We start from the raw sequence: 26016 nt of genomic DNA, 5'->3' as shown, positions 1-26016 counted from the left end.
CGCCGCGCGCGCCGCCCGTCGCGCCCGCGCCGCCCGCGCCGCGCGGCGCCGCCCGGGAGGGCGACCCGCCCCGTCACCGACCCGACCGGGTCGCGCGGGTCAGGAGGTCGCCACCACGCGCGCGACGACCGGCAGGTGGTCGGAGGTCCGCGGCCAGGTGAGGACCTCGGTGCCCAGGAGCTCCGCGCCGCGCACGAGCACCCAGTCGATGCGGTCCGTCGGGTCGTGCGCGGGCCAGGTGCCCGCCCACGGTCCCGGGTCGGTGACCCAGCCCTCGGCGTCGAGACGGGCGAGCTCGGCGGAGCCCGGGTGCGCGTTGAGGTCGCCCGCGAGCACCGCGGTGCCGCCGCCCGGCAGGTCCGCCGCGAGCGCGTCGAGCTGGTCGAGCCGGGTCGCGTCGTCGTCGCTGCGGTAGTGCAGGTGCACCGAGGTGACCCGCACGGGCGTGCCGTCGGCGAGCACGACGGTCGCGCTGAGCGCCGCCCGGTCCTGCGCGCCGTCGCCGCGGGGGAGCGCGGTGCGTCGCTCGTCGGTGAGGGTCGAGCGCGAGAGCAGCGCGTTGCCGAACTGCGGGTCCGCCGCCCCGGTGAACTCGAGGTCCATGCCGAGCCGGTGCGAGAGCCACGTCGCCGTGTCGACCCCGCCGCCGAGGACCCAGCCGCGCGCGACCTCCTGGAGCGCCACGACGTCGGGGTCCTGCGCCTCGATGGTCCGCGCGACCTCCTCGAGCTCGACGCCGTCGCCGGGGGTCACGCCGTAGTGCAGGTTCCAGGTCAGGACCACGAGCTCGTCACCGCGCGCACGGTCGGGGCCGGGCGGGGCCTCGGCGGCGGGCCACCAGCCGGCGAACGCGAGCACGACGCCGGGGACGGCGAGCAGGCGCACGGCGTTGGCGCGGAACGGCGGGCTGTCCTCCCGGGCCGCACCGTCGGGCGCGCTCGCGACCCCCGGCCCGGCCGTGCCGGCCCCCGGGGGCGACGGCGTGCGGCGGCGCAGGCCCGCGAGCGCCACCGCGACCGCGGCGAGGAACGGCACGACCGCGTTGTCGACCGGCAGCGGGACCTCCTGGTCCACGAGGTACAGCAGGAGCGTCGCGACGAGCCCGGCGCCGACGCCCGCGGTGACGAACGCGGTCCCGGCGAGCCCGGGCGGGGCCGAGCGGCGCGTGCTCGTCGCGCTCACGACGACGACCCCGGCGGCGACGACGCCGAGCGCGACGGCCACGAGCACGACCGGGCCGGTCACGGTGAAGCAGACGAGCACCGCGATCGGCAGGACGACCGCGGCGACGACCCGGACGGGCCCGACGAGCAGGTGCGGGTTGAGCAGGACCCACACGGTCAGGGTGCTCGCCGCGACGAGCACGAGCCCCGCGACCCCGAGCGTGGCGTGCGACTGCGATGCGACGAACGCCGGGTTGGCGAGCACGAGGGTCACGAGCGCGAGGAACGGTCCGAGCGACCACAGCCGGCGCGGTCGACCGGTGGGCGCGTCCTCGCGGGCCGCCCGTGCGAGCGCGACGGCGAGCGCCACGAGGACCGCGGGGACGAGCCACCCGAGGGCGCCGTCGCGCCACACCGCGTCCCACGTCCCGAGCGCGAGCTGCAGCCCGCTCGCCAGGCCGCAGCCCAGCACGAGCCCGAGCGCCGCGTGCCGCCCGCCCGCGGGGCGTCCCGCCGTGAACGCGACGGCGAGCGTGAGGACGGCGACGGCGGCCGCGACGGCGACGAGCCCGACGACGAACCGCGGCGTCCCGTCGAGCGCCTGCAGCACGAGCCGCGCGACGCCGAGCACCGCGACGCCCAGGAGCACCGTCCTGCCGTCGGGGACGCCGGGCGTGCGCCGCGCGGACACCGTGAGCAGCCCCGCCGCGACGAGGCCCGCCGCGGCGAACGTGCCGAGCGCCGTCCCGACGACCGCCACCGGGTCGGGCAGCGTCCGGTCGAGCAGCGGTCCGCTCGCGCGCAGCAGCTCGACGGTGAGCACGGTGAGCACCGCGAGCAGCGACACCCGCGTCGGCGTGCCGAGCTCGGGCGGCAGCGTCCACGGGTGTGCGGGGGGCTGCGGGCGCGAGGACGGCACGGGGGCGGGAGCGGGCACGGCTCGCACGCTACCGCTGCGCCGGGCGACGCGGACCGCCCGCCCGTCGGGGCGGCCCGGTCAGGCGAAGAGCGCCTCGCCGACGAAGGAACCGCCGGGGTCCGCGCCGTCGGGCACGCCGGGCGGGACCGCGAACAGCCCCGAGCCGGTGTGCCGGAGGTACTCCATGAGCGCGTCCTGGCGCGAGAGCACGGACTGCATCGGGACGTAGTGCGTCCGCGGGTCGCGCACGAACGCGAGGAAGAACAGCCCGGCGTCGAGGCGGCCGAGGGCGTCGTTGCCGTCCGTGAAGTTGTACCCGCGCCGCAGCATCCGCACGCCCCCGTGGGTCGAGGGGTGCGCGAGCCGGACGTGCGCGTCGGTCGCGACGAGGGGCAGCCCGCCGCGCCCGGTGGCCTCGAGGTCGGGCTCCGAGAACTCCGTGCCGCCCGAGAGCGGCGCGCCCTCGCCCTTGGTCCGCCCGATCAGCGCCTCCTGCTCGCGCAGCGACGTGCGGTCCCACGTCTCGATCGTCATCCGGATCCGGCGTGCGACGAGGTAGCAGCCACCCGTGAGCCAGCCCGAGTCCGTCCCGGTCTCGGCGCGGCCGGCCTCGGCGTCGCCCGCCTGCACCCACACGTGCTCGGCGAGCGCGTCCGGGTCCTCGGCCTTGAGGTTCGCGGTGCCGTCCTTGAAGCCGAACAGGTTGCGCGGCGTCGCCTGCGTCGTCGAGGTCGAGGACGTGCGTCCGTACCCGAGCTGCGACCAGCGGATCGTGGCCGTGCCGAACGCGGCGCGGGACAGGTTGCGGATCGCGTGCACCGCGACCTGCGGGTCGTCCGCGCACGCCTGCACCACGAGGTCGCCGTCGCACCGCTGCGGCTCGAGCGCGTCCTGGGCGAAGTGCGGGAGCTCGACGAGCGCGGCGGGCAGCCGGTCCGCGAGGCCGAAGCGGTCGACGCCGGGCGTCCCGTCCGGTGCCGGGGTGCCGACGAACAGCGACCTCCCGAAGCCGAACGTGATCGTCAGGCCCGCGGGGGGCAGGTCGAGGACCTCGCCGGTGTCGTCCGGGGGAGCGTCGTAGGGGCCCGACGCCGGCCCGAAGGGCCCCGCGGGCAGCCCCTGCGTCAGCCGGGCCGCCATCGCGGTCCACGTCCGGAGCAGCCCGACGAGGTCGTCGCGCGACGTCGTCGTGAGGTCGAACGCCGCGAGGTGCATGCGGTCCTGCGCGGGGGTCACGATGCCGGCCTGGTGCTCGCCCGTGAACGCGTACGTCCCCGGCCGGGCCGGGGTGGGCGGTGCCGCGCTCGCGGCCTGCGCCCGGCCGCCCGCGAAGCCCGCCGTGGCGGCGAGCCCCAGTGCCGCGGCGCCGCCTCCCGCGAGGCCGAGGAGCCCACGCCGGGACATCCCGCGGGCCGCCGGCTCGGCGGGTGCCGTGCCGACGGGGAGCGGGGTGGTGTCGTCGGTGGTCATCGGGGTCCTCGGTCCTCGGGGGTTCCTCGGGCTGTGCGGGTCCGGGCTGTGCGGTCCGCGCGGCCCGGGGCCGTTGCGGTGCTGCGGCTCAGGCCGCGCCGGTGACGGTCGCGGTGAGCTGCGAGAGGGGCTCGCTCACGGCGTCGACCGCCGCGGCCAGCGCCCTGACGTCGTCGGGCGAGAGCGCGTCGTACGTCGGGAAGCCCGTGTCGACGCTGCCCTGCTCGGCGAGCAGCCCGCGCAGCGCGGCGAACCGCTCGTCGAGCGTCGCGACGAGCTCGGCGTCCTCCGCCTCGGCGACGTCCCGCAGCACCTCGACCGCGACCCACGCGCCGTCGACGTTGGCCTCGAAGTCCCACAGGTCGGTGTGCGACCAGATCTCCTCCTCGCCGGTGACCTTGCCGCCGGCCACCTCGTCGAGGAGCTCCTTGGCGCCGTTCGCGATCTGGAAGGCCTCGAACGTGAAGTCGTCGGCGGTGACCTGGTCCGCGAGCTGCTGGGTGTAGCGCACGAGGTCGGCAGCGGCGGCCTGGCGCTGCTCGGGGGTCAGCGGCGTGTACGCGACCCCGCCGTTGTCCTCGGGCGCCGGTGCCCACAGGTCCTTCTCGACGTAGTGCCAGCCGCTCCACGCCTGACCCTCCTCGAGGTCGGCCTCGCGCAGGTCGAGCAGCGGGTCGAGGTCGCCGAACGACTCGGCGACGGGCTCGACGCGCTCCCAGTGCACCCGCGTCGGGGCGTAGAGCTGGCGAGCGGCCTCGTCGTCGCCCGCGACGTACGCGTCGGCGAACGCCTGGGTGCCCGTCACGAGGCTCCCCACCTGGTCCTTGACGTAGGCGACGTACGACGCCTCGGCGGCGGCCAGCTGCTCCGCGGTGTCGCCGGTCGGCCCGACGTCCGCGCCGGAGTCGGTCACGGTGAACTCGGCGCGGATGCCGTCGCCGACCATGCCGGGCTTGCACGCCGTGACGTAGCTGCCCGGGCGCGCCTGCACCACGAGGTCGCGCGTGAGGCCCGGGCCGATGTTCTCGACCTCGGAGACCACGCGCAGGCCGTCCTCGCCGAGCAGGTAGAACTCGGTGATGTCGTCGCCGGAGTTCGTCACGGAGAACGTGAGCGTGCCGGAGGGGGCCTCGGTCGCCGAGATCGCGCAGCCGGTCGCGGACGAGTCGACCGTCAGGGTGGCGCCCGTCGTGGCGTCGGTCCCGTCGGCCGCGGACGCGGCGGGCTCGTTCGCGACGCAGCCCGCGGCGAGGGGCAGCACGAGCACCGCGAGAGCGGCTGCGGTGAGGGCGGGGCGGGGCATGACGGTCCTCCGGGGGCGGGGCGGGTTCTCAGGCGGTGGTGCGCGCGGCGGCGGTGGTACCGGGGCGCGTCGGGCGGTCGGTCGGGCGCGTGTGCGCGGCGACGCGGACCTCAGGCGGTCGCGGCGGCGGTGCTCACCGCGGGGGCGGGAGCGCGGGCCGGGGCCGGCGGTCCGCCCCACGTCGTGCGCACGAAGAAGAAGGCGGTCGGGACGACGTACGCGACCCAGGCGCCCAGCTCGAGCCACGTGGTCGCGGGGGAGAAGTTGACGACGCCCTTGAGCAGCGTGCCGTACCAGCTCGACGGCGGGACGGTGGCCGAGACGTCGAACGCGAGGTCCGTCAGGCCGGGCAGGATGCGGGCCTCCTGCAGGTCGTGCACGCCGTAGGAGAGCACCCCGGCGGCCACGACGACGAGGAACAGACCGGTCCACGCGAAGAACGTGCGCAGGTTCAGGCGCACCGCGCCGCGGTACACGAGCCAGCCGAGCACCACGGCGGTCGCGAGCCCGAGCGCGGCACCCAGCAGCGGCGAGGTCGACGCGCCCGTGGCCTTGGCCCCGGCCCACAGGAACAGCGCCGTCTCGAGCCCTTCGCGGCCGACGGCCAGCAGCGCCATGAGCACGACCGCACCCTTGCCGGCGCTGATGGCGTCGTCCAGGCGGGTGTGCAGGTCCGCCTTGAGGTGCCGGGCGGTCTTCGCCATCCAGAAGACCATCCACGTGATGAGCCCGACGGCGACGATCGAGAGCGTGCCGCCGATGGCCTCCTGCGCCTCGAACGTCAGGCCCTGCGGGCCGAACGTGAGCAGCGCGCCGAAGCCGAGCGAGACCGCGGCGGCGATGCCGACCCCGGACCACAGCGCGGGCAGCAGGTCCCGGCGCCCGGTCCGCACGACGTAGGCGACGAGGATCCCGACGACGAGCGCCGCTTCGAGGCCCTCGCGCAGGCCGATCAGGTAGTTGGCGAACATGGCGGCTCTCGCTCCGGGACCGGACGTCCCCGCGTCCGGGGGTGTCGGTCAGTGGCTGGCGTAGGTGAGGGATGCCTTACCTCACCGGGGAATGTACTGCACCCCGTGGGCCGTGCGGGAGGCGTCTCGCGGGCGGGTGGGTGTGAGAGCGGTCACCCGCGCCCGCGGCGCGGCGAGCCGCCTGCCGACCGCCGGAGGGCGTCACGCCGCGCGGGCTGCCGCCAGGCGCGTGCGCAGGGCCGGCCACGCGTCGGCGAACGCGGGCAGCAGCGGCAGCGCGTCGACCTCCGCGGCGGCCACCCACCGCACCTCGAGGCTCTCGGCGTCGGTCACGGCAGGCTCGAACGCCGTGACCGCCTCGCCGAGCACGGTCGTGTAGCTCCAGGTCCCGTGGTCCAGCACGTGCGTGCCGAGCACGCGCACCGCCGGCGCCGGCACGCCGGCCTCCTCGTGCGCCTCCCGCAGCGCGGCGTCGGCCGCCGACTCCCCGGGGGCACGTGCGCCGCCCGGCAGGCCCCACGTGCCGCCGTGGTCGCTCCACAGCGCGCGGTGCTGCAGCACGACGGCGTCGAGCGCACCCGACGCCGCGTCCCAGCGCTCGAGCAGCAGCCCCGCCGCGCCCAGCAGGCCCCAGTGCCGTCGCCCGCACGCGCACTCGACCCAGCCGTCGCCCGGCAGGCGGTGGTGCGGCACGTGCTCCGTCACGCCGTGGGCCCGAGACCCGTCAGCCGACGATGTCGCAGATCGCGGTGCCCGCGCTCACGCTCGAACCGACACCGGCGGCGAGCCCCGTGACCGTGCCCGCGCGGTGCGCGACGAGGGGCTGCTCCATCTTCATGGCCTCGAGCACGACGACGAGGTCGCCCTCGGCCACCTGGGCGCCGTCCTCGACCGCGACCTTGACGATCGTGCCCTGCATCGGCGAGGCGAGCGTGACCCCGCCGGCGCTCGCGGTCGCCCGCGCCGGGGTGCGCCGGACCGGTCGGCGCGCCGACCCGTTGGGCCGGCCCCGGCCGCCGCCGAGCGCGAGAGCGGCCGGCAGCACGACCTCGAGCCGCTTGCCGCCGACCTCGACGACGACGCGCTCGAACGACTCGGGCACCTCGGGCTCGGCCGGGCGGGTCCCGACGGGTGCGACGGGAGCACCCGCGAGCCCGGGCAGCCGGTCCGCGAACTCGGTCTCGATCCAGCGCGTGTGCACGCGGAACGCCTCGTTCGGGTCCGCGGGGACGAACGCGTCCTCCTCGAGGACCGCCCGGTGGAACGGCACGACCGTCGGGATCCCCACGACCTCGAGCTCGGCGAGCGCCCGGCGTGCGCGCTCGACGGCCTGGCGGCGCGTGGCGCCCGTGACGATGAGCTTGGCGATCATCGAGTCGAAGGCGCCCGAGACGGTGTCGCCCTCGACGACGCCCGAGTCGACCCGCACGCCCGGACCGGCGGGGAAGCGCAGCGTCGTGATGCGGCCCGGCGCGGGCAGGAACCCCGCGGCCGGGTCCTCGCCGTTGATCCGGAACTCGATCGAGTGCCCGCGCCCGACCACCGAGTCGTAGCCCAGGGGCTCGCCCGCGGCGATGCGGAGCTGCTCGCGCACGAGGTCGATCCCGCTGACCTCCTCGGTCACGGGGTGCTCGACCTGGAGCCGGGTGTTGACCTCGAGGAAGCTGACGGTGCCGTCGGCGCCGACGAGGAACTCGCACGTCCCGGCGCCGACATAGCCGGCCTCACGCAGGATCGCCACCGAGGCGCGCACGAGCTCGGCGTTCTGCTCGTCGGACAGGAACGGCGCGGGCGCCTCCTCGACGAGCTTCTGGTGGCGGCGCTGCAGCGAGCAGTCACGCGTCGAGATGACGACGACCGTGCCGTGCGCGTCGGCGAGGCACTGGGTCTCGACGTGGCGCGGCCGGTCGAGGTACCGCTCGACGAAGCACTCGCCCCGCCCGAACGCGGCGGTCGCCTCGCGGACGGCCGAGTCGAACATCTCGTCGATCTCGTCGGCCTCGCGCGCGACCTTCAGCCCGCGCCCGCCACCGCCGAACGCCGCCTTGATCGCGACGGGCAGCCCGTGCTCCGCCGCGAACGCGTGGATCTCGCGCACGTCGAGCACCGGCTCGGGCGTCCCGGCGACGAGCGGCGCGCCGGCGCGCTGGGCGATGTGCCGGGCGCTGACCTTGTCGCCGAGCTGCTCGATGGCCGAGGGCGGCGGACCGATCCAGGTGAGGCCCGCGTCGATCACGGCACGCGCGAAGTCGGCGTTCTCAGCGAGGAACCCGTACCCGGGGTGCACGGCGTCCGCGCCCGAGCGCCGCGCGACGTCGAGCAGCTTGCCCATGTCGAGGTACGTCTCCTGGGCGCGGGCGCCCTCGAGCGCGTACGCCTCGTCGGCGGCGCGCACGTGCAGGGCCTCACGGTCGGGGTCGGCGTAGACGGCGACGGAGCCGATGCCGGCGTCACGGCACGCGCGGGCGATGCGGACGGCGATCTCACCGCGGTTGGCGACGAGGACCTTCGAGATGGGGGGCACGGCTCACCGTAACGTGGCCAGGGTCGCAGGTCCCACCTGCTGCGCCGGAGAGTCCGAAGATTGGGGATGTGGCCATCGCGCGCCGACCCGTCTTGTAGGACTCCACCAACGGCGCGCCGAGGATGTCCGGTCGTGGGCCGCGCGGTTGTCCGGTGGGGACAACGCGCGGGACGGCGCTCAGCGAGCCGGGCTCGTCCGCCAGAGCTCGGGCAGTGTCACGCCCACCTCGCCGAGCAGCTCCCGCAGCAGCGGCAGGCTCAGCCCGACGACGCCGTGGTGGTCGCCCTCGATGCCGGTCACGAACGCGCCGCCGAGCCCGTCGACGGTGAACGCCCCCGCGACCGCGAGCGGCTCGCCCGTCGCGACGTAGGCGTCGATCTCGTCGTCGGTCAGGTCCGCGAAGTGCACGACGGTCGAGGACGTCGCCCCGAGCGTCCCGCCGGTGCCGCGCCCGCCGTCCGCCGCACCGGGCCGGTCGTCGATCAGCCAGTGCCCGGTGTGCAGCACACCGCTGCGCCCGCGCATCGTCCGCCAGCGCGCGACGGCCTGCTCGGCGCTCGTGGGCTTGCCGAAGATCTCGCCGTCGAGCTCGAGCATCGAGTCGCAGCCGAGCAGCAGCAGGTCGTCGTCGAGCCCGTCGTCCGCCGCTGCCGCCGGGCCGCCCGCGTCACCCGCGACCGGGGCTGCGGCGAGCGTGCGGGCGACGTCCTCGACCTTGGCCTGCGCGAGCACGAGCACCGCGTCGGCGGGCTCGAGGTCCCCGAACCGCTCGCGTGCGGCGGCGAGCGTCGCGTCCTCGTCGACCGCCGAGACGGCGACGAGCGGGTCGATCCCGGCGGCGACGAGGGTCGCGCGGCGGGCGGGGGAGGCGGAGGCCAGGAGCAGTCGGGTCACGGCGTGCGAGCCTACCGACGCGTCGGCGGCGGCGCCGGACCGGACGCCTCCCGTGCGGTCGAGGGGGCGCGGGCCCGGGCTTCCTGTGAATCCGCCCCGGCGCGGCGCCCGGGACCTTCGATTCTCGACCTGCGCGCCCGGCGTGGGCGATGATCAGGCGACACCCGCTCACCGACGCACCGCCGCGACCGGCTCGAGCCTCGACGGACCGTGAGGACCCCAGCTGCCATGACCGACGTTCTCGACCCCACACCGCCGAACGCGGTGAGCCGCGCACGCGAGCTGCGGCACTCGCGCGGCTGGATCTTCGGCACGATGCTGTTCTCGGCGCTGCTGAGCCTCACGGCGTCGCTCGTGCTCTCGGCCGAGGCGATCACCCTCGCGGCGAACAAGGACGCGGTGCTCGGGTGCGACATCAACGCGGTGATCAGCTGCGCGACGGTGGCGAACTCGTGGCAGGCGAGCCTGCTGGGGTTCCCCAACGCGTTCCTCGGCCTGATGGCTGAGCCGGTGGTCATCACGATCGCCGTCGCGGCGCTCGGCGGCGTGCGGTTCCCGCGCTGGTTCATGTTCTCGGCACAGCTCGTCTACCTGATCGGCGTGATCTTCGCGTACTGGCTGTTCCAGCAGTCACTCATGGTCATCGGCGCGCTGTGCCCCTGGTGCATGCTCGTCACGGTGTCGACGACGCTCGTGTTCGCGACCCTGCTGCACTACAACATCCGCGAGGACAACCTGTACCTGCCCCGCGGCGTGCAGCGCTGGGCCAAGGAGTTCGTCGACGCGGACAACGACGTCATCGTCATCATCGCCTGGCTGGTCCTGCTGGCCGCGCTCGTCGTCCTGAAGCACGGCGCGGCGCTGTTCGCCTGACCGAGCGCGCCCGGAGACGGGCCGGGCGTCCACCCGCGGGTCCCCGCGGGTGGACGCCCGTGAACGACGCCCGGGTCAGACCAGCGCGGTCCGCAGCACGTCGAGCGGCAGTCCGCCGAGCGCGAGCGCACGCCGGTGGAACTCCCGCAGGTCGAACTGCTCGCCGCGCGCGCGGGCGGACGCGGCGGCGTCGTCCCGGGCCTGCTCCCACAGCCGCTGGCCGACCTTGTAGGACGGCGCCTGGCCGGGCCACCCGAGGTAGCGGTTGAGCTCGAAGCGGATGAACGCCTCGGGCATGTTGACGTTCGCGAGCAGGAAGTGCCACGCCTTGTCGGCGTCCCACGTGCCGCCGCCCCACCGCTCGGGCGCGGGCAGCCCGAGGTGGACGCCGATGTCGAGCACGACGCGCGCGGCGCGCATGCGCTGGCCGTCGAGCATGCCGAGGCGGTCGCCCGGGTCGTCCATGAAGCCCAGGTCCGCCATGAGGCGCTCGGCGTACAGCGCCCAGCCCTCGCCGTGCCCCGAGACCCAGCACGCGAGCCGGCGCCACGAGTTCATCGTCGCGCGCTCGTAGACGGCCTGGCCGACCTGGAGGTGGTGGCCGGGGATGCCCTCGTGGAAGACCGTCGTCTTCTCGCGCCACGTGTTGAACGTCGTGACCGACGGCGGGACGGACCACCACATGCGCCCGGGACGCGTGAAGTCGTCGCTCGGGCCGGTGTAGTAGATGCCGCCGTTCTGGGTGGGGGCGATGCGGCACTCGAGGGTGAGCAGCGGCTCGGGGATGTCGAAGTGCGTGCCGTTCAGCGCGGCGATGGCGCCGTCCGAGGTCTCCTGCATCCAGGCGCGCAGCGCGTCCGTGCCGTGCAGCGTGCGGGCGGGGTCGGCGTCGAGCGCGGCGACGGCCTGCTCGACGGTCGCGCCGGGCCCGGCGATCTGCGCGGCGACGGTCTCCTGCTCGGCGACGACGCGCGCGAGCTCCTCGAGGCCCCACTGGTAGGTCTCCTCGAGGTCCACCGTGGCGCCCAGGAAGTAGCGCGACCACAGCCCGTAGCGCTCGCGGCCCGCAGCGTCGGCCTCCGGTGCCTGCGGGGCGAGCTCGTCGCGCAGGAACGTCGTGAGCTGCGCGTACGCCTCGCGCGCGGCGGCGGCACCGCGCTCGAGCTCGGCGCGCACGAGCGAGCACGACGCGGACTCGTCGAGCGCCGCGGCGACGTCGGGACCCTGGACGTAGGTGGTGAAGAACGACGTCGCCGGGTCGGCGAGCTCGGTGGCCTGCTCGATGGCCTCGCGCACCTGGCGGACGGCGGCGACGTGGCCCTGCGACGCGGCGAGGCGCAGCGACTCGATGTAGCCGGACATCGAGTCCGGGACGGCGTTGAGGCGGGCGGCGACGTTCTCCCACGCCTCGACGGTGCCGGTCGGCATGCTGTCGAAGACGTCGCGCAGGCCCTGGACGGGCGAGGCGATGTTGTTGAGGCTCGCGAGGTTCTCGCCGGCCGCCTCGAGCTCGAGCTCGAGGCCCAGGCGCTCGCGCATCGCGGACAGCGTGACCTCGTCGACGGCGTCGGCCGGCGCGTGCGCGTCGAGCGCGACGAGCGTGCTCCGCGTCGCGTCGGCGCGCGCGGCGTGGCCGGCGGGGGACAGGTCGGTCATCTCGTGGTCGAACCCCGCGACGCCCATCTCGGTCGCGAGGACGGGGTCGAGGCGCGCGACCGTCATGACGTGCGCGTCGGCGATCGCGTCGATGGGGGTGGGTTCGCGGCGGCTGCTGGGGTGCTGGTTCGTGCTCACGCAGCGACCCTACCCGGCGGCCCGGTGCTCCCCGATGAGTGCGGCGACCCCGTCGAGCAGGCGTGCGAGCCCGAAGTGGAAGGCGTGGTGCGGGTCGTACGCGGACTGCAGCGCCTCGCCCGCGACCGGTCCGACGCGCGCGACGGTCGGGTAGCGCTCGGCGTCGAAGACGCGGTCGACGTAGGGGGCGGTCGCGTCCCACCACTGCTGCTCCGTGACGCCGGTGGTCCGCTCGGCCTCGCCCTTCTCGAGCAGGCCGCCGACGGTGCCGTTGACGAAGCCGTTGAGCAGCGTCACGACCGAGTCCATCTCGAGCTCGTCGAGCCCCGTCCCGTCGACCGCGCGGAGCTCGGCCTCGTACTTCGCCATGAGGTGCGGCCCGAGCGGCGGCCGGCCGGTCGCGACGTGCAGCGCCCAGGGGTGCCGGACGTAGAAGTCCCAGTTGGCGCGGGCCACCTGCTCGAGGCGCTCGCGCCACGGGGTCTGCGGCGACGGCGGGCCGTCGGGGTACATCTCGGCGAGCGCCCGGTCGAGCATGAGGTCGATGAGCTCGCCCTTGCCGGGCACGTAGGTGTAGAGGGACATCGCTCCGACGCCGAGCTGCTCGGCGACGCGTCGCATGGACAGGGCGGCGAGCCCCTCGGTGTCCGCGAGGGCGATCGCGGCGTCGACGACGGCGTCGACCGTGAGCCGGGCGCGCGGGCCGCGGGCGGGACGCGGCTCGTCGTCTCCCCGCCAGAGCAGCTCCATGCTGCGGGCCGGGTCGCCCGTTCCCGTGAACTCGGTCGCCATGCCGCCATCCTCCCGTACCGGGCCCCGGTGCCGCCGACCGTCCGGAGGTGCGGGGCTCGACAACTCCGTACAGCGTACGCTAACGTCGGTTCGGCAAACTCCGTACGGCATACGGGAAAGGCCTGCCATGACCCCGCCCGCCATCCGCCTCCACCACGTGACCAAGAGCTACGGCCCGCGCACCGTGCTCGACCGCGTCGACCTCGACGTCCCCGCCGGGACCGTCCTCGGCCTGCTCGGCCCCAACGGCGCCGGCAAGACCACCGCCGTCCGCATCCTCACCACGCTGCTGCGCCCCGACTCCGGCACCGCCGAGGTCGCCGGCCACGACGTGCTCCGCGCCCCGCACGAGGTGCGCCGGAGCATCGGGCTCGTCGGCCAGAGCGCCGCGCTCGACGAGGTGCTCGACGCACGCCAGAACCTCGTCATGTTCGGTCGTCTGCACCACCTCGGCGTGCGTGCGGCGCGGCTGCGCGCGGACGAGCTGCTCGAGGCGTTCGGGCTCGCCGACGCCGGTGACAAGGCCGTCCGCGACTTCTCCGGCGGCATGCGCCGGCGCCTCGACCTCGCAGCCAGCCTCCTGCTCGCCCCGCCCGTGCTGTTCCTCGACGAGCCGACCACCGGGCTCGACCCCCAGGGCCGGCTCGACGTCTGGGCCGCCGTGCGCACGCTCGTCGGCGACGGCACGACCGTGCTGCTCACGACGCAGTACCTCGACGAGGCGGACCGCCTCGCGGACCGCGTGTGCGTGCTCGACGGCGGCCGGGTCGTCGCCGAGGGGACGCCCGCGGTGCTCAAGTCCGCGACGGGCGGGGACCGGATCGACGTCGTGCTCGCCGACACCGCCGACCTGGTGCGGGCCGCGGAGCTCGTCGGCCGGGCCCTCGGCGCACCCCCGGAGGACGTCAGCACTGATGTCGCCGCACGCCGCGTGACCGCACCCGTGAGCGACCGGATGGGTGCGCTCGCCGCGGTCGTCGCCGCGCTCACCGGGGCCGGGCTCGTGGTCGACGACCTCGGGCTGCGCCGCCCCACGCTCGACGAGGCCTACCTGCGCCTCACGGGCCACGCCGCTCCGGCGGACGCCGCCACCGCCCGCACCGCCGAGGAGGCCGCATGACCGCGACCCTGACCGCACCCGCGGTCCGCACCCCCGCTCCCACCGGCTCCGCCCTGCGCTGGGCGCTCGCCGACGGCTGGACGATCGCGCTGCGCGACCTGCAGCACTGGCGCCGCCAGCCCGGTCAGCTCGCCGTCGGGCTGCTGTTCCCGGTGCTCATGGTGGTGATGTTCGGGTACCTGCTCGGGGGAGGCATGGCCGTCGAGGGCGGCGGCAGCTACCTCGAGTTCCTGCTGCCGGGGATGTTCGCGCTCACGATGGTCTTCGGTCTCGAGGCGACGATGACGGCGGTCGCGACCGACGCGGAGAAGGGCGTGACCGACCGGTTCCGGTCGATGCCGATGTCGTCCGCCGGCGTCGTCCTCGGGCGGTGCATCGCCGACATGCTCAACTCCGCGGTCGGCCTCGCCGTCATGGTCGGGTTCGGCCTGCTCGTCGGCTGGCGCTGGCACGAGGGCCCCGCGCGCGCCGCGCTCGCGCTCGTGCTGCTGCTCCTGCTGCGGTTCGCGTTCCTGTGGGTCGGCATCTGGCTCGGCCTCGTCGCGCGCGGTCCCGGCATGGTCGTGGCCGTGCAGATCGTCGTGTGGCCGTTCGCGTTCCTGTCCAACGCGTTCGTGCCGACCGAGACGATGCCCGCGTGGCTCGGGACGCTCGCGCAGGTCAACCCGATGGCGGCGAGCGTCGCCGCGGCGCGCGAGCTGTTCGGCAACCCCGGGGTGGGGGGCGACGGGTGGCTGGCCGAGCACGCGGTGCTCGCGGCGGTGGTGTGGCCGGCCGTGCTGGCGGCGGTGTTCTTCGCGCTCGCGGTCCGGCGGTGGACCACGCTCGGTCGCTGACGGACCGGCACCGCCCGCGCCGAGCCGGGCCCAGCCGCGCCGTGCCCAGACGAGCCGCGCCGAGCCGGGTCACGGTCCGGTCGGTCCGAACGCGAACGCGGACGCGGTCAGCCGCGCAGGCTCCAGCGCCAGGCGTCCGGTGCGGCGCCGGGGGTGACGCTGCCGCGCAGCACCCGGGCCCGGTCCGTCCACGCGCTGCGCGGGGAGGTCGCGGGGGCGTCCACGTCGGACGCCGCCGCGACCAGCCCGGCGACGAGGGCCGCGAGCTCGACGTCGTCCGGCGTCCCACGCACCACGCGCACGTGCGGGCGCGCGGCGGGTGCGGCCGCGGCGTCGGACGGCGACGCGGCGCTCACTCGTCGTCCTCCTGGTCGTCGAAGAGCACGGGGGCGCCGCGCGAGGCGCCCCACTCCGAGACCTCGAAGCCCGACTCCAGGAGCCGGCGCGCGATCTGCTCGCCCGCGTCGTCGACGAGGCCGAGGACCGAGTCCATCGACAGGTCGGACGTGCCGGCCTGCGGCCCGACGACGAAGCCCAGGTGGAAGGTCTCGACCTCCTCGACCCCGGGCGGGGTGTCCGCGGCGTCCTCGTCCTCGTCGGCGTCGTCCCACGTCATGCCGGTGAGGTCGGGGTGCAGCCCCAGGCGCTCGTGCACGAGGTCGTACAGCGCGGCGTTGAGACCCGAGACGCGCGCCTCGATCGCGAGGATCCGCGGGTCCTCGTCGGCCTCGTGCGCGCCGAACTCCGCGCGCACGCCCACGGCCGTCTCGATGTACTCGTGCAGCACGGCGGTGAGCTCGTCGACCGTGACGTGCAGCTCGGCCGCGTCGACGCCGCTCAGCGGGTCCGGGCCGTGCGCCGGGTGGTCGTGGCCCTCGTGGTCGTGACCGTCGTGCTCGTCGCCGTGCCCGCCGTCGTGCGCGCCCCCGTGGGAGCCCGGCGCGCGGTCGTCGCCGGCGCCCGTGCCCGTGGGGTCCTCGACGCCGCTCACAGCGGGATGTTCCCGTGCTTCTTGGGCGGCAGGCTCGCGCGCTTGGTGCGCAGCAGGCGCAGCGCCTTCACGATCTCCGTGCGGGTGTGCGACGGCGGGATGACCGCGTCGACGTAGCCGCGGTCCGCGGCGTCCCAGGGGTTCACGATGGCCTCCTCGTACTCGCGGGTGAGGCGCGCCCGCTCCGCCTCGACGTCACCGCCGGCGTCGGCGACGGTCTTGAGCGCGCCGCGCTGCAGGATGTTCACCGCACCTCCCGCGCCCATGACCGCGATCTGCGCCGTCGGCCAGGCGAGGTTGACGTCCGCGCCCAGCTGCTTGGAGCCCATGACGATGTACGCGCCACCGTACGCCTTGCGGGTGATGACGGTGACGAGCGGGACGGTCGCCTCGGCGTACGCGTAGATGAGCTTGGCGCCGCGGCGGATGATGCCGTTCCACTCCTGGTCCGTGCCGGGCAGGAACCCGGGGACGTCCACGAACGTCAGGACCGGGATGTTGAACGCGTCGCACGTGCGCACGAACCGCGCGGCCTTCTCGGCGGCGTTGATGTCGAGCGTCCCGGCCATCGAGAGCGGCTGGTTCGCGACGACCCCGACGGGGTGGCCCTCGACGTGCCCGAAGCCGATCAGCACGTTCTGCGCGTAGAGCGGCTGCACCTCGAGCAGGACGCCGTCGTCGACGACGTGCTCGACGACGGTGCGCATGTCGTACGGCTGGGAGTCGGAGTCGGGCACGAGCGTGTCGAGCTCGGCGTCCTCGTCACCGACCGTGAGGTCGGCCTCGTGGGAGAACGTCGGCGGGTCGGTGAGGTTGTTCTGCGGCAGGTACGACAGCAGCGAGCGCACGTAGTCGATCGCGTCGTCCTCGTCGGTCGCGAGGTAGTGCGCGACACCCGACTTCGTGTTGTGCGTCGTCGCGCCCCCGAGCTCCTCGAAGCCGACGTCCTCGCCGGTCACGGCGCGGATCACGTCGGGGCCGGTGATGAACATGTTCGAGGTGCCGTCGGCCATCACGATGAAGTCGGTCAGCGCGGGGGAGTACACCGCGCCGCCCGCGCTCGGGCCGAGGATGAGGCTGATCTGCGGGATCACGCCGGACGCGGCGACGTTCCGGCGGAAGATCTCCGCGAACTGGGTGAGGCCCGCGACGCCCTCCTGGATGCGCGCGCCGCCGCCGTCGCTGATGCCGATGAGCGGGACGCCGGTGCGCAGCGCGAGGTCCATGACCTTGGTGATCTTCTGCCCGTGCACCTCCCCGAGGCTCCCGCCGAAGACCGTGAAGTCCTGCGAGTACACGGCGACCGGACGGCCGTCGACCGTCCCGTGCCCGACGACGACGCCGTCCCCCTCCACGCGCTTCTTCTCGAGCCCGAAGTTGGTCGAGCGGTGCCGCACGAACGCGTCGAGCTCGGTGAACGAGCCCTCGTCGAGCAGCGCGTCGATGCGCTCGCGGGCGGTCTTCTTGCCGCGGGCGTGCTGCTTGGCGGCGGCGTTCTCCTCGGGCGTCACGACGGCGGCCCGGTGCCGTGCCGCGAGGTCCTCGATCTTGGCGGCGGTGCTGCTCTGGGGTGTCGGCCGGGCTGCGGGCCCGTCGGGTGCGTCGGTCACCCGACAGAGGCTAGTTGCCCGGCGCCCCGGACCGGCGCTCCTCGGCGGCACGCGTCTGCGGGTGCGCGTTGTGCGATCCCCACAAGGGCGCGACGGCCGCGCGGGGGACCGGCCGGTGGATGATGTCCGCATGGACACCGCCCCCGACCGTCCGGCGCTGCGCGAGCACGTGCTCCGTGAGCTCCTGCTGGCCCCGGCCGGGCCGCTCGCACGGCTCGACGTCGTCGAGCGGACGGGCTCGACGAACGTCGACCTCGCCGCCGCGCTGCGCGCCGAGCCCGACGCGTGGCCGCACCCGAGCCTGCTCGCCGCGGAGGCGCAGGACTCCGGCCGGGGGCGTGCGGGCCGCACGTGGGAGACGCCCGCGCGCTCGGCGCTGATGCTCTCGTTCGCGCTGCGCCCCGCCGCACCGGTGACGACGTACGGGTGGCTGCCGCTGCTCGCGGGACTGGGTGCGGTCAACGCGCTGCGCGCCACGGTCGGGGTCCCTGCGGTGCTCAAGTGGCCCAACGACGTCATGGTCCCCGCGCCCGACGCGACCGACCTCGCGGGCTGGGGGCCGCTGCGCAAGGTCGGCGGGATCCTCACCGAGCTCGTCACGACGCCCGCCGGGCCGGCCGTCGTGGTCGGCATCGGCATCAACGTCTCCCAGGGGCCCGGCGAGCTCCCGGTGCCGAGCGCGACGTCGCTCGCGCTCGCGGGTGGCCGGGACGTCGACCGCGAGATGCTCCTCGTCGCCCTGGTCAGCGCGCTCGCGGAGGTCACGGCGCGCTGGTCGGAGCACGCGGGCGACGTGCACGCCGCGGGTCTCGTCGAGGACGTCTCCGCGGTGTGCGCGACGCTCGGCACGCAGGTGCGCGTCGAGCTCCCGGGCGGCCGCGAGGTCACGGGCACCGCGCTGCGCCTCGACGCCGAGGGCGCGCTGGTCGTGGCCGACGCGTCCGGCGCGGAGCACCAGGTGCTCGCGGGTGACGTGCATCACGTCCGTGCAGCCCGGTGAACTACTCTCGTCCGCGTGGATGACGGCGCTGACCTGACGGACGAGACGCAGCCCGGGACGGGCGCCGGGCACGACCTCCCGTCGACGCTCGCGGCCCTCGACGAGTCCCTGCTCGGCGGCCCCCGCACCCTGACGCTGCGCGACCTGGCGACCCGGACGGACTCCGACCTCGACCGGATCCGGCTGTTCTGGCAGACGCTGGGGCTCCCGCACACCGCGCCCGACGACGCCGTGTTCACCGAGCAGGACGCCGAGGCGCTCGACCGGATGAGCCGGCTCATGCGCGAGCACGGGGTCAGCCTGCGCACCGCGGTCTCGCTCACGCGCGCGCTCGGGCACACCGCCGACCGGCTCGCGCTCTGGCAGGTCGAGGCGCTCGTCGAGGACCTCGCGACGCGGTACGCGCTCGACGACACGAGCTCGCGCCTGCTGGTGCTGGACCGCCTGACCGAGCTCGGGCCGCTGCTCGAGGCCCAGCTCGTGCACGCGTGGCGGCGTCAGCTCGCGGCGGTCGCGGGGCGGCTCGCGGCCGAGTTCGGCGAGCAGCGCACCGCGCCCCCGGACGTCGACGGGCTGCCGCTCGCGCGCGCGGTGGGCTTCGCCGACATGGTCTCGTTCACGCGCCGGACCGCAGGGCTCGGGTCGACCGACCTCTCGGACTTCGTGCAGCGCTTCGAGACCGCGGCGCGGGACGTCGTGACCGCGGCCGGCGGGCGCGTCGTCAAGACCATCGGGGACGCGGTGCTGTTCGTGGCCGACGACGTCGCGACGGGCGCGCAGGTCGCGCTCGGGCTCGCGCGGGTGCTGGGCGGCGAGCTCGACATCGAGCGCGAGCGCGGCGCGGGCGGGCTCGCCGAGCGGGCGCGCGGTGTCACGCCCGTGCGGGTCGGGTTCGTGTGGGGGCGGCTGCTGTCCCGGTTCGGGGACGTGTTCGGGGAGCCCGTCAACCTCGCCGCGCGTCTGACCGATATCGCGGACCCGTCGAGCGTGCTAACGGACCCGGCGACCGCCGCGCTGCTCGAGGGCGACGACCGGTTCGTCGCGGAGCCGCAGCCCGAGCGCGAGCTCGAGGGGCTGGGGGTCGTGCGCCCGGTGCTGCTGCGTGCGGGCGAGGGCGCCGCGCCGTCGCCGCGCGACCTGCCGCACGGCCTCAGCTGAGCCGCCGGCGGGCGCGCGCGGCTGCCTGACCAGGCGGTCGGCTTCCGCTCCACGGGCGCATCGAATCGATTCGCCCGGGCGCGCGCGGGGTGGGACCATCGAGGGGATGAGTGCCGGCGGCCCGCAACCCACGTCCCCCTACCGCCCCAACGCCAGGTACGTCCTGCTGCTCGGCTCGATGGCCGCGCTCCCCGCGATCTCGACCGACATCTACCTGCCGTCCCTGCCCGACGTCGCGCGCGACCTCGGGACGTCGGCGACCGCCGCGCAGCTCACGATGACCGGCATGCTCATCGGCGGCGCCGTCGGGCAGCTCGTGATCGGCCCCACGTCCGACCGCTTCGGCAGGCGCGCACCCGTGCTCGTCGGGATCGTCCTGCACGTGATCACGTCGCTGCTGTGCGCCGTCGCGCCGGGAATCATCCCGCTCATCGCGCTGCGCGTGATGCAGGGCTTCTTCAACGCGTCGGCCTCGGTCGTCGCCATGGCGGTGATCCGCGACCGCTTCGTCGGCTCGGACGCCTCACGGCTGTTGTCCCGCCTCATGCTCGTGATCGGTGTCGCGCCGCTGTTCGCGCCCAGCGTCGGCGGCCTCATCGCGGGGGAGTGGGGGTGGCGCGCGGTCTTCGTCGCCCTCGCCGTGTACGGCGCGGCGCTCTGGTTCGTCGTCTGGCGACGCCTGCCCGAGACGCTGCCCGTCGAGCGGCGCCGCGGGCCCGGACTGCGCGCGGCGCTCTCGGGCTACCGTGCGCTGCTGCGCGACCGGCACTTCCTCGCGCTCGCGGTTTTGCCGGGCCTGTCCGTCGCCGGGCTCATGAGCTACGTCGTCGGGTCCCCGTTCGTGCTGCAGGAGGGCTACGGGCTGTCCTCGCACGAGTTCGCGCTGCTGTTCGCGGTCAACGGCGCCGGGCTCGTCGTCGGTGCGCAGGTCAACGCGGCCCTCGTGCGCCGCTACGCGCCCGTGCGGATCCTGCGCGTCGTGCTGCCGATCTCGGTGGCGTTCTCGCTCGGGCTGTTCGCGGTGGGCGCGACCGGCGCCGGTGGGCTGCCGCTGCTGCTCGTCATGCTCTGGTTCCAGCTCGCGCTCGTGAACTTCACGCCGCCCAACGCCTCGGCGCTCGCCCTCGGGCGGCACGGCGCGATCGCGGGGACCGCGGCGGCGTTCATCGGCTCGTCGCAGGCCGCGATCTCGGGGACCATCAGCCCGCTCGTCGGCCTGCTCGGGGGCGACGCCCTCGCGATGACCGCCGTGATGGCGGGCTCCGCGCTGCTCGCGCTCATCGTGCTCGCGCTCGGCACGCCCGCCTACCGCGCGGGCGGCTGGGGCACCTGACGCCGGGGCGTCGCGGCCGGCCTCAGCCGCGCGCCGCCCCCCACGCCGTGAGCCGCCCGACCGCGTCGCGCAGCACCGGCTCGCGCTTGACGAACGTGAACCGCACCGACGTGCGCAGCGCGGCGTCGGCCGCCGAGCCCGCGTGCACGAACGCGCTCACGGGCACCGCGACGACGCCCGCGAGCGCGGGCAGCCGCCGGCACAGCGTCGCCCCGTCGGGCACGTCACCCCCGGCGCGACCCGAGGCGATGAGCGCCCCGGCGTCCGCGACCACGAAGTACGTGCCCTGCGGGCGCACCACCGCGAACCCGGCGGCCTCGAGCCCGGCGCACAGCAGGTCGCGCCGTGCGGCGAGCGACGCCGCGAGGTCGCGCACCCAGGTTGAGTCGGGACCGTCGCCGGTCTCGAGCCCGAGCGCGAGCGCGACCGCGGGCTGGAACGGTGCTCCGGAGACGTACGTGAGGAACTGCTTGACCGTGCGGACGGCCTCGACGAGGTGCGCGGGGCCGCTGACCCAGCCGATCTTCCAGCCGGTGAACGAGAACGTCTTGCCCGCCGAGGAGATCGTCAGGGTGCGCTCCGCCATCCCCGGCAGCGTCGCGACGGGCACGTGCACGGCGTCGTCGAACACGAGGTGCTCGTACACCTCGTCGGTCACGACGAGCGCGTCGTGCGCGGTCGCGAGGCGCGCGACGACCTCGAGCTCCGCGCGCGTGAGCACCGCACCCGTCGGGTTGTGCGGGGTGTTCACCAGCACGATCCGCGTCCGGTCGCTGAACGCGGCGCGCAGCGCGTCCTCGTCGAGCCGGAACCCGCCCGGCGTCGCCCGCAGCGCCGCGGTCGTGTGCGTCGCGCCGGCGAGCGCGATCACCGCGGCGTAGGAGTCGTAGAACGGCTCGAGCGTGAGCACCTCGTCGCCCGGGCCGGCCAGGGCGAGGACCGCGGCGGCCAGCGCCTCGGTCGCGCCCGTCGTGACGAGGACCTCGCGGTCCGGGTCCAGCACGAGGCCGTAGCGGCGCTCCTGGTGCGCGGCGACCGCGTGGCGCAGCTCGGGGGTGCCGGGGCCGGGCGGGTACTGGTTGACGCCCGCCGCGATCGCGTCCTGCGCGGCGCGGGCCACGGACGGCGGCCCGTCGACGTCGGGGAAGCCCTGACCGAGGTTGAGGGCGCCCGTGCGGGCGGCGAGCGCCGACATCTCCGCGAAGACGGTCGCGCGCGCCCGGCCGTCCGCGCCGAGCAGCCCGGTCGCGCGGGCGACGGCGCGCCAGCGTCCCTCGTCGGTCGGCATCGGTGCTCCTGTCCTCGGCGGGCGACCCGACGAGGATAGGGCTGCTGCCCCGAGGTCGGCTGGGGTCAGCCGATCCCCGCCGCGCCGGTGACCCCGGCGGCGACGACGAGCACGAGCGAGCCCCACGCCGACAGGACCCACCACTCGACGTGGCGTCGCCGCGCGGTGCGCGGCATCTCCTGTGTCTCCATGCCCTGAAGATCGGCAGGCGTGCCGCGTGAGACAACAACCGGGCCGCGGGTTCAGCCCCCGGGCCCGCTTTTCACCCGTCGGTCGCCGCGGCACCCGCGATCTGGTTGCGGAGCTTCTCCACCTCGGCGGAGAGCGACTCGAGCGTGACCTCGGCCTGGGTGTCGGTCGAGTCGATCGCCGACTGGACCTGCGTGCGGGCGTCCGCGAGCGCCGCCTCGGCCGCGGCCAGCTGCTCCTGCGTCGCCTGGGACGCCTCGGCGCCCTCCGCGGACGCCGCGTCGAGCGCGGCCTGGGCCTGGTCGACCGCCGAGCTCGCCCCCGTCACCGCCTCGCCGACCACGGCGCCGGCCTGGTCGTCGAGCGCGCCGACCTGGGCCTGTGCGTCGGTGATCGCGTCGCGGACCTCCTGCGCCTCCGCGCGGGCCGCGTCGACCTGGTCCTGGAACGAGCTGATCGCCGCCTTCGCGTCGTCGACGGCGGTCTCGGCCTGGTTCGTGAGCTCCTGCGCCTCGGAGCACCCGGACAGCGCGAGGGCTCCCGCGAGCGTCAGGACGGGCAGGGCACGGGCGGCTCGGCCGAGGCGGGGGGATGACGTGCGCACGGGGGCTCCTCACGGGTCGGGGGCCCCCAGTGTGCCCGGAATGTCCCCTCCCCGCCGCCGGGGCCGCGCCCGGGCAGCGCGACACCCGCACCCGTCGGGCGGTGCGCGGGTGCGTGCGCGGGGCGGGGGCGTCACGCGTGGCAGCGCCCCGCCCGCGCGGCCGGTGGGCACGCGCGGACGGAGCACTGCGGCGAGCAGCCGGACCCGAGGATGGGGGTCAGGCGGGGACGGACCTCTCCGTCCCGGCCGAGGTCACGGCCTCCTGGGGTGCGTCACCACACGCACCCTGCTGCTCGCGGCGGCCCCGGACGTCGGAGAGCGACGTGCCGTAGTAGGCCGCAGTCATCAGGTCCTTCATGTCGGCCAGCATCGGCATCCGCGGGTTCGCGGGTGCGCACTGGTCCTCGTAGGCGCCCATCGCCACCTCGTCGAGGCGGCCGAGGAACTCCTGCTCGTCGACGCCCTGCGCCTGGAACGAGGCCGGGATGCCGACCTTGGAGCGCAGCGCCTCGACGGCCAGGGCGTAGGACTCGACGCCCTGCTCCGGGGTCTGCGCCGGGAGCCCGAGCATCGCCGCGATCTGCTGGAAGCGCTCCGGGGCGACGTAGTGCTCGTACTTCGGCCAGCTCGTGAGCTTGGTCGGGACGGTGCCGTTGTAGCGGATCACGTGCGGCAGGAGCGTCGCGTTCGTGCGGCCGTGCACCAGGTGGTGCGTCGAGCCGATCACGTGCGCCATCGCGTGCACGATCCCCAGGAACGCGTTCCCGAAGCTCATGCCCGCGATCGTCCCGGCGTTGTGCATCTTCTCCCGCGCGTCGGCCGTCTCCGGCGCACCCGGGGTGCCGTTCACGCTCTGCGCGAGGTTGTCGAAGATGAGCCGGATCGCCTGCAGCGCCATCCCGTCGGTGAAGTCGTTCGCGTACACCGACACGTACGCCTCCGTGGCGTGCGTGAGGGCGTCGAAGCCCGAGTCGGCGGCGAGCGAGCGCGGCATCCTCGCGGTCAGGACCGGGTCGATGATCGCGACCGACGGGGTCAGCGCGTAGTCGGCGAGCGGGTACTTCTTGCCGGCGTCGGGGTCGGAGATGACCGCGAACGGCGTGACCTCGGCGCCCGTGCCCGACGTCGTCGGGATGCACACGAGCTGCGCGAGCTCACCGAGCACCGGGAACTTGAAGGCGCGCTTGCGGACGTCGAAGAACTTCTGCTTGAGGTCCGAGAAGGTGATCTCGGGGTGCTCGTACAGCAGCCACATGACCTTCGCGGCGTCCATCGGCGACCCGCCGCCGAGCGCGACGATCGTGTCGGGGCGGAAGTGGCGCATCTGCGCGGCACCGGCCTGGACCGTGCGGACGCTCGGCTCGGGCTCGACCTGGTCGATGATCTGGAGCGCGACCTTGCCGGGGCGGCGGCCCAGGACGTCGATGATCTTGTCGACGAAGCCCAGGGTCGTCATCGTGGCGTCGGTGACGATGGTGACGCGCTCGACGTCGGGCATGTCGGCCAGGTAGCGGATCGCGTTCGGCTCGAAGTACGTCTTCGCGGGGACCTTGAACCACTGCAGGTTGTTGTTGCGCCGGCCGATCCGCTTGATGTTCACGAGGTTGACCGCCGAGACGTTGTTCGAGACCGAGTTGCGCCCGTAGGAGCCGCAGCCCAGGGTCAGCGAGGGGATGAAGGCGTTGTAGATGTCGCCGATGCCGCCGAGCGAGGACGGCGCGTTGGTGATGATCCGGACCGCCTTGCAGCGCGTGCCGAACTCCTCGATGAGTGCCTCGTCGCGCGTGTGGATCGCGGCGGAGTGTCCGAGGCCGTCGAACTCGACCATCTGCTCGGCGTAGGTGAGGCCCTGCTCGGTCGTCGTGGCCCTGAGCACCGCGAGGACGGGGCACAGCTTCTCGCGGGTCAGCGGCTCGTCGGGGCCGACGCCGTCGACCTCGGCGAGGATGATCGAGGTGTCGGCCGGCACGGAGAACCCGGCCTGCTCGGCGATCCACTGGGGCGACCGGCCGACGACGGGCGCGTGGAGCTTCGCCTCGCCGCAGCTCGCGCCCTTGGCCTCGACGCCGAAGATGAACCTCTCGAGGAGGGCCTTCTCCTGCGTGCTCGCGCGGTACGCGTGCAGGACCTCGAACTCGGCCATGGCCTCGTCGTAGATCTCGGCGTCGATGATGACGGCCTGCTCCGAGGCGCAGATCATGCCGTTGTCGAACGCCTTGCTCAGCACGACGTCGTTCACGGCCCGCTTGAGCTTCGCGGTCTTCTCGATGTACGCGGGGACGTTGCCGGCACCGACGCCGAGGGCCGGCTTGCCGCACGAGTAGGCGGCGCGGACCATCGCGTTGCCGCCGGTCGCGAGGATGAGCGCGACGCCGGGGTGGTTCATGAGGGCGTGCGTCGCGGTCAGCGACGGCGTCTCGACCCACTGGATGCAGTTCTCGGGGGCGCCCGCGGCGACCGCGGCGTCGCGGACCACGCGGGCGGCCGCGACCGAGGACTCCTGCGCGGCGGGGTGGAACGCGAAGACGATCGGGTTGCGGGTCTTGAGCGCGATCAGCGACTTGAAGATCGTGGTGGACGTCGGGTTCGTCACCGGGACGACGCCGCAGACCACGCCGACGGGCTCGGCGATCTCGGTGATGCCGGTGAGGTCGTCGGTGCTGATGACGCCGACCGTCTTGAGCGCGGACATCGAGTTCGTGACGTGCTCGCACGCGAAGATGTTCTTCACGGCCTTGTCCTCGAAGACGCCGCGGCCGGTCTCCTCGACGGCGAGCACCGCGAGCCGGCCGTGCTGGTCGAGCGCCGCGACCGACGCCTTCTTGACGAGGTGGTCGACGTCCTCCTGCGTGAACCGCGCGTACTCGGCGAGCGCCTTGGTGGCGCCCGCGACGAGCGCGTCGATCGCGGTGGTGGTGCCGGTGTCGGTCGCGGTCTCGGTGGTGCTGCTCACGGGGTGCTCCCCACGTCTCGTCGGTGTGCGGTGAGGGCTTCCTCGACCTCGTGACACCCACGCTAGGAGCGGGTCCCGGGGGATCCCTGCGCCGAAGGTCCCGACCGTCCGAGCGCCGGGTCGCGCTCGCGGGCGCCCTGCAGACCGGGGCCCGCGCCGCCTGGGACCGGGGTCCTACGGCGGCGCCGACCGTCGCGAGCGCCCCCCCGGAGCCGGCCGGGTGCCTCGATC

Annotated in this window: 22 protein-coding genes; 6 read left to right on the top strand and 16 right to left on the bottom strand. The window is 74.9% G+C overall.

Annotation, left to right across the window (positions count from 1 at the left end; all coding sequences use genetic code 11):
• Window positions 1-99 precede the first annotated feature (99 nt).
• The 7 genes from ACWFNE_RS17515 to ACWFNE_RS17485 form a co-directional block, all read right to left on the bottom strand.
• Entirely contained in the window at window positions 100-2100 is a 2001-nt protein-coding gene (locus ACWFNE_RS17515; RefSeq protein WP_452123701.1) for an endonuclease/exonuclease/phosphatase family protein, read from the bottom strand.
• Window positions 2101-2160: 60 nt separating this feature from the next.
• Window positions 2161-3552 (bottom strand): iron uptake transporter deferrochelatase/peroxidase subunit, encoded by a 1392-nt coding sequence (gene efeB, locus ACWFNE_RS17510; protein WP_452123700.1) that lies wholly within the window; start codon window positions 3550-3552, stop codon window positions 2161-2163.
• An 88-nt stretch (window positions 3553-3640) separates the two neighbouring features.
• Window positions 3641-4855, bottom strand: coding sequence for an iron uptake system protein EfeO (gene efeO, locus ACWFNE_RS17505; protein ID WP_452123699.1), 1215 nt, complete (start codon window positions 4853-4855; stop codon window positions 3641-3643).
• Between the two features lie 110 nt (window positions 4856-4965).
• Window positions 4966-5826, bottom strand: coding sequence for an iron uptake transporter permease EfeU (efeU, locus tag ACWFNE_RS17500; protein WP_452123698.1), 861 nt, complete (start codon window positions 5824-5826; stop codon window positions 4966-4968).
• 201 nt (window positions 5827-6027) lie between these two features.
• A complete protein-coding gene (locus ACWFNE_RS17495) occupies window positions 6028-6531 on the bottom strand; it encodes an NUDIX domain-containing protein (protein ID WP_452123697.1) in 504 nt (167 codons plus the stop codon).
• Between the two features lie 19 nt (window positions 6532-6550).
• Complete coding sequence (locus ACWFNE_RS17490; RefSeq protein ID WP_452123696.1) at window positions 6551-8350, bottom strand: ATP-binding protein; 1800 nt, start codon at window positions 8348-8350, stop codon at window positions 6551-6553.
• A 177-nt stretch (window positions 8351-8527) separates the two neighbouring features.
• Entirely contained in the window at window positions 8528-9244 is a 717-nt protein-coding gene (locus tag ACWFNE_RS17485) for a Maf family protein (RefSeq protein ID WP_452123695.1), read from the bottom strand.
• A gap of 228 nt (window positions 9245-9472) precedes the next feature.
• Between ACWFNE_RS17485 and ACWFNE_RS17480 the strand changes: the two genes are divergently transcribed.
• Window positions 9473-10117, top strand: a complete 645-nt coding sequence (locus ACWFNE_RS17480; protein ID WP_452123694.1) for a vitamin K epoxide reductase family protein — start codon at window positions 9473-9475, stop codon at window positions 10115-10117.
• Between the two features lie 75 nt (window positions 10118-10192).
• On the opposite strand, the gene ACWFNE_RS17475 is transcribed toward ACWFNE_RS17480, so the two are convergent.
• Window positions 10193-11839, bottom strand: coding sequence for a DUF885 domain-containing protein (locus ACWFNE_RS17475; RefSeq protein ID WP_452123777.1), 1647 nt, complete (start codon window positions 11837-11839; stop codon window positions 10193-10195).
• Between the two features lie 81 nt (window positions 11840-11920).
• Window positions 11921-12703, bottom strand: coding sequence for a TetR/AcrR family transcriptional regulator (locus tag ACWFNE_RS17470; protein ID WP_452123693.1), 783 nt, complete (start codon window positions 12701-12703; stop codon window positions 11921-11923).
• A 127-nt stretch (window positions 12704-12830) separates the two neighbouring features.
• Here ACWFNE_RS17470 and ACWFNE_RS17465 point away from each other — a divergent pair, with 127 nt between their 5' ends.
• Together ACWFNE_RS17465 and ACWFNE_RS17460 are read left to right on the top strand one after the other, a co-directional pair.
• The gene (locus ACWFNE_RS17465; protein WP_452123692.1) at window positions 12831-13823 is read left to right on the top strand and encodes an ATP-binding cassette domain-containing protein; all 993 of its coding nucleotides are present in this window, start codon (window positions 12831-12833) and stop codon (window positions 13821-13823) included.
• The gene (locus ACWFNE_RS17460; RefSeq protein ID WP_452123691.1) at window positions 13820-14659 is read left to right on the top strand and encodes an ABC transporter permease; all 840 of its coding nucleotides are present in this window, start codon (window positions 13820-13822) and stop codon (window positions 14657-14659) included. Before ACWFNE_RS17465 ends, ACWFNE_RS17460 begins: the two co-directional genes overlap by 4 nt.
• A 107-nt stretch (window positions 14660-14766) precedes the next feature.
• On the opposite strand, the gene ACWFNE_RS17455 is transcribed toward ACWFNE_RS17460, so the two are convergent.
• Genes ACWFNE_RS17455 through ACWFNE_RS17445 form a run of 3 tightly spaced genes read right to left on the bottom strand, consistent with a single transcriptional unit; the run spans window position 14767 to window position 17260 of the window.
• On the bottom strand, window positions 14767-15015 hold the full coding sequence (locus ACWFNE_RS17455; RefSeq protein ID WP_452123690.1) for an acyl-CoA carboxylase epsilon subunit: 249 nt from the start codon (window positions 15013-15015) through the stop codon (window positions 14767-14769).
• The gene (locus ACWFNE_RS17450; protein WP_452123689.1) at window positions 15012-15650 is read right to left on the bottom strand and encodes a hypothetical protein; all 639 of its coding nucleotides are present in this window, start codon (window positions 15648-15650) and stop codon (window positions 15012-15014) included. The genes ACWFNE_RS17455 and ACWFNE_RS17450 overlap by 4 nt, the downstream gene beginning before the upstream one ends.
• On the bottom strand, window positions 15647-17260 hold the full coding sequence (locus ACWFNE_RS17445; RefSeq protein WP_452123688.1) for an acyl-CoA carboxylase subunit beta: 1614 nt from the start codon (window positions 17258-17260) through the stop codon (window positions 15647-15649). The genes ACWFNE_RS17450 and ACWFNE_RS17445 overlap by 4 nt, the downstream gene beginning before the upstream one ends.
• Before the next feature lie 130 nt (window positions 17261-17390).
• Between ACWFNE_RS17445 and ACWFNE_RS17440 the strand changes: the two genes are divergently transcribed.
• The 3 genes from ACWFNE_RS17440 (at window position 17391) to ACWFNE_RS17430 (ending at window position 20751) form a co-directional block, all read left to right on the top strand.
• Entirely contained in the window at window positions 17391-18260 is an 870-nt protein-coding gene (locus tag ACWFNE_RS17440) for a biotin--[acetyl-CoA-carboxylase] ligase (protein ID WP_452123687.1), read from the top strand.
• Window positions 18261-18275: 15 nt separating this feature from the next.
• Window positions 18276-19418 carry an adenylate/guanylate cyclase domain-containing protein gene (locus ACWFNE_RS17435; RefSeq protein ID WP_452123686.1) on the top strand — a complete coding sequence of 381 codons (1143 nt, stop codon included), beginning with the start codon at window positions 18276-18278 and terminating at the stop codon, window positions 19416-19418.
• A 106-nt stretch (window positions 19419-19524) separates the two neighbouring features.
• Entirely contained in the window at window positions 19525-20751 is a 1227-nt protein-coding gene (locus tag ACWFNE_RS17430) for a multidrug effflux MFS transporter (RefSeq protein WP_452123685.1), read from the top strand.
• 22 nt (window positions 20752-20773) lie between these two features.
• On the opposite strand, the gene ACWFNE_RS17425 is transcribed toward ACWFNE_RS17430, so the two are convergent.
• The 4 genes from ACWFNE_RS17425 to adhE all read right to left on the bottom strand — a co-directional run bounded on the left by ACWFNE_RS17425 (window position 20774) and on the right by adhE (window position 25785).
• On the bottom strand, window positions 20774-22039 hold the full coding sequence (locus tag ACWFNE_RS17425) for a pyridoxal phosphate-dependent aminotransferase (protein ID WP_452123684.1): 1266 nt from the start codon (window positions 22037-22039) through the stop codon (window positions 20774-20776).
• Between the two features lie 65 nt (window positions 22040-22104).
• Window positions 22105-22230, bottom strand: a complete 126-nt coding sequence (locus tag ACWFNE_RS17420; RefSeq protein WP_452123683.1) for a molybdopterin oxidoreductase — start codon at window positions 22228-22230, stop codon at window positions 22105-22107.
• A gap of 71 nt (window positions 22231-22301) precedes the next feature.
• Entirely contained in the window at window positions 22302-22832 is a 531-nt protein-coding gene (locus ACWFNE_RS17415; protein WP_452123682.1) for a hypothetical protein, read from the bottom strand.
• A gap of 217 nt (window positions 22833-23049) precedes the next feature.
• Complete coding sequence (gene adhE / locus ACWFNE_RS17410; protein WP_452123681.1) at window positions 23050-25785, bottom strand: bifunctional acetaldehyde-CoA/alcohol dehydrogenase; 2736 nt, start codon at window positions 25783-25785, stop codon at window positions 23050-23052.
• Window positions 25786-26016 lie beyond the last annotated feature (231 nt).

It is taken from the genome of Cellulomonas sp. NPDC055163, from assembly GCF_053607065.1.
Note: the sequence above shows the minus strand (reverse complement) of the source record. Positions and strands in the feature narration are given on the sequence as shown.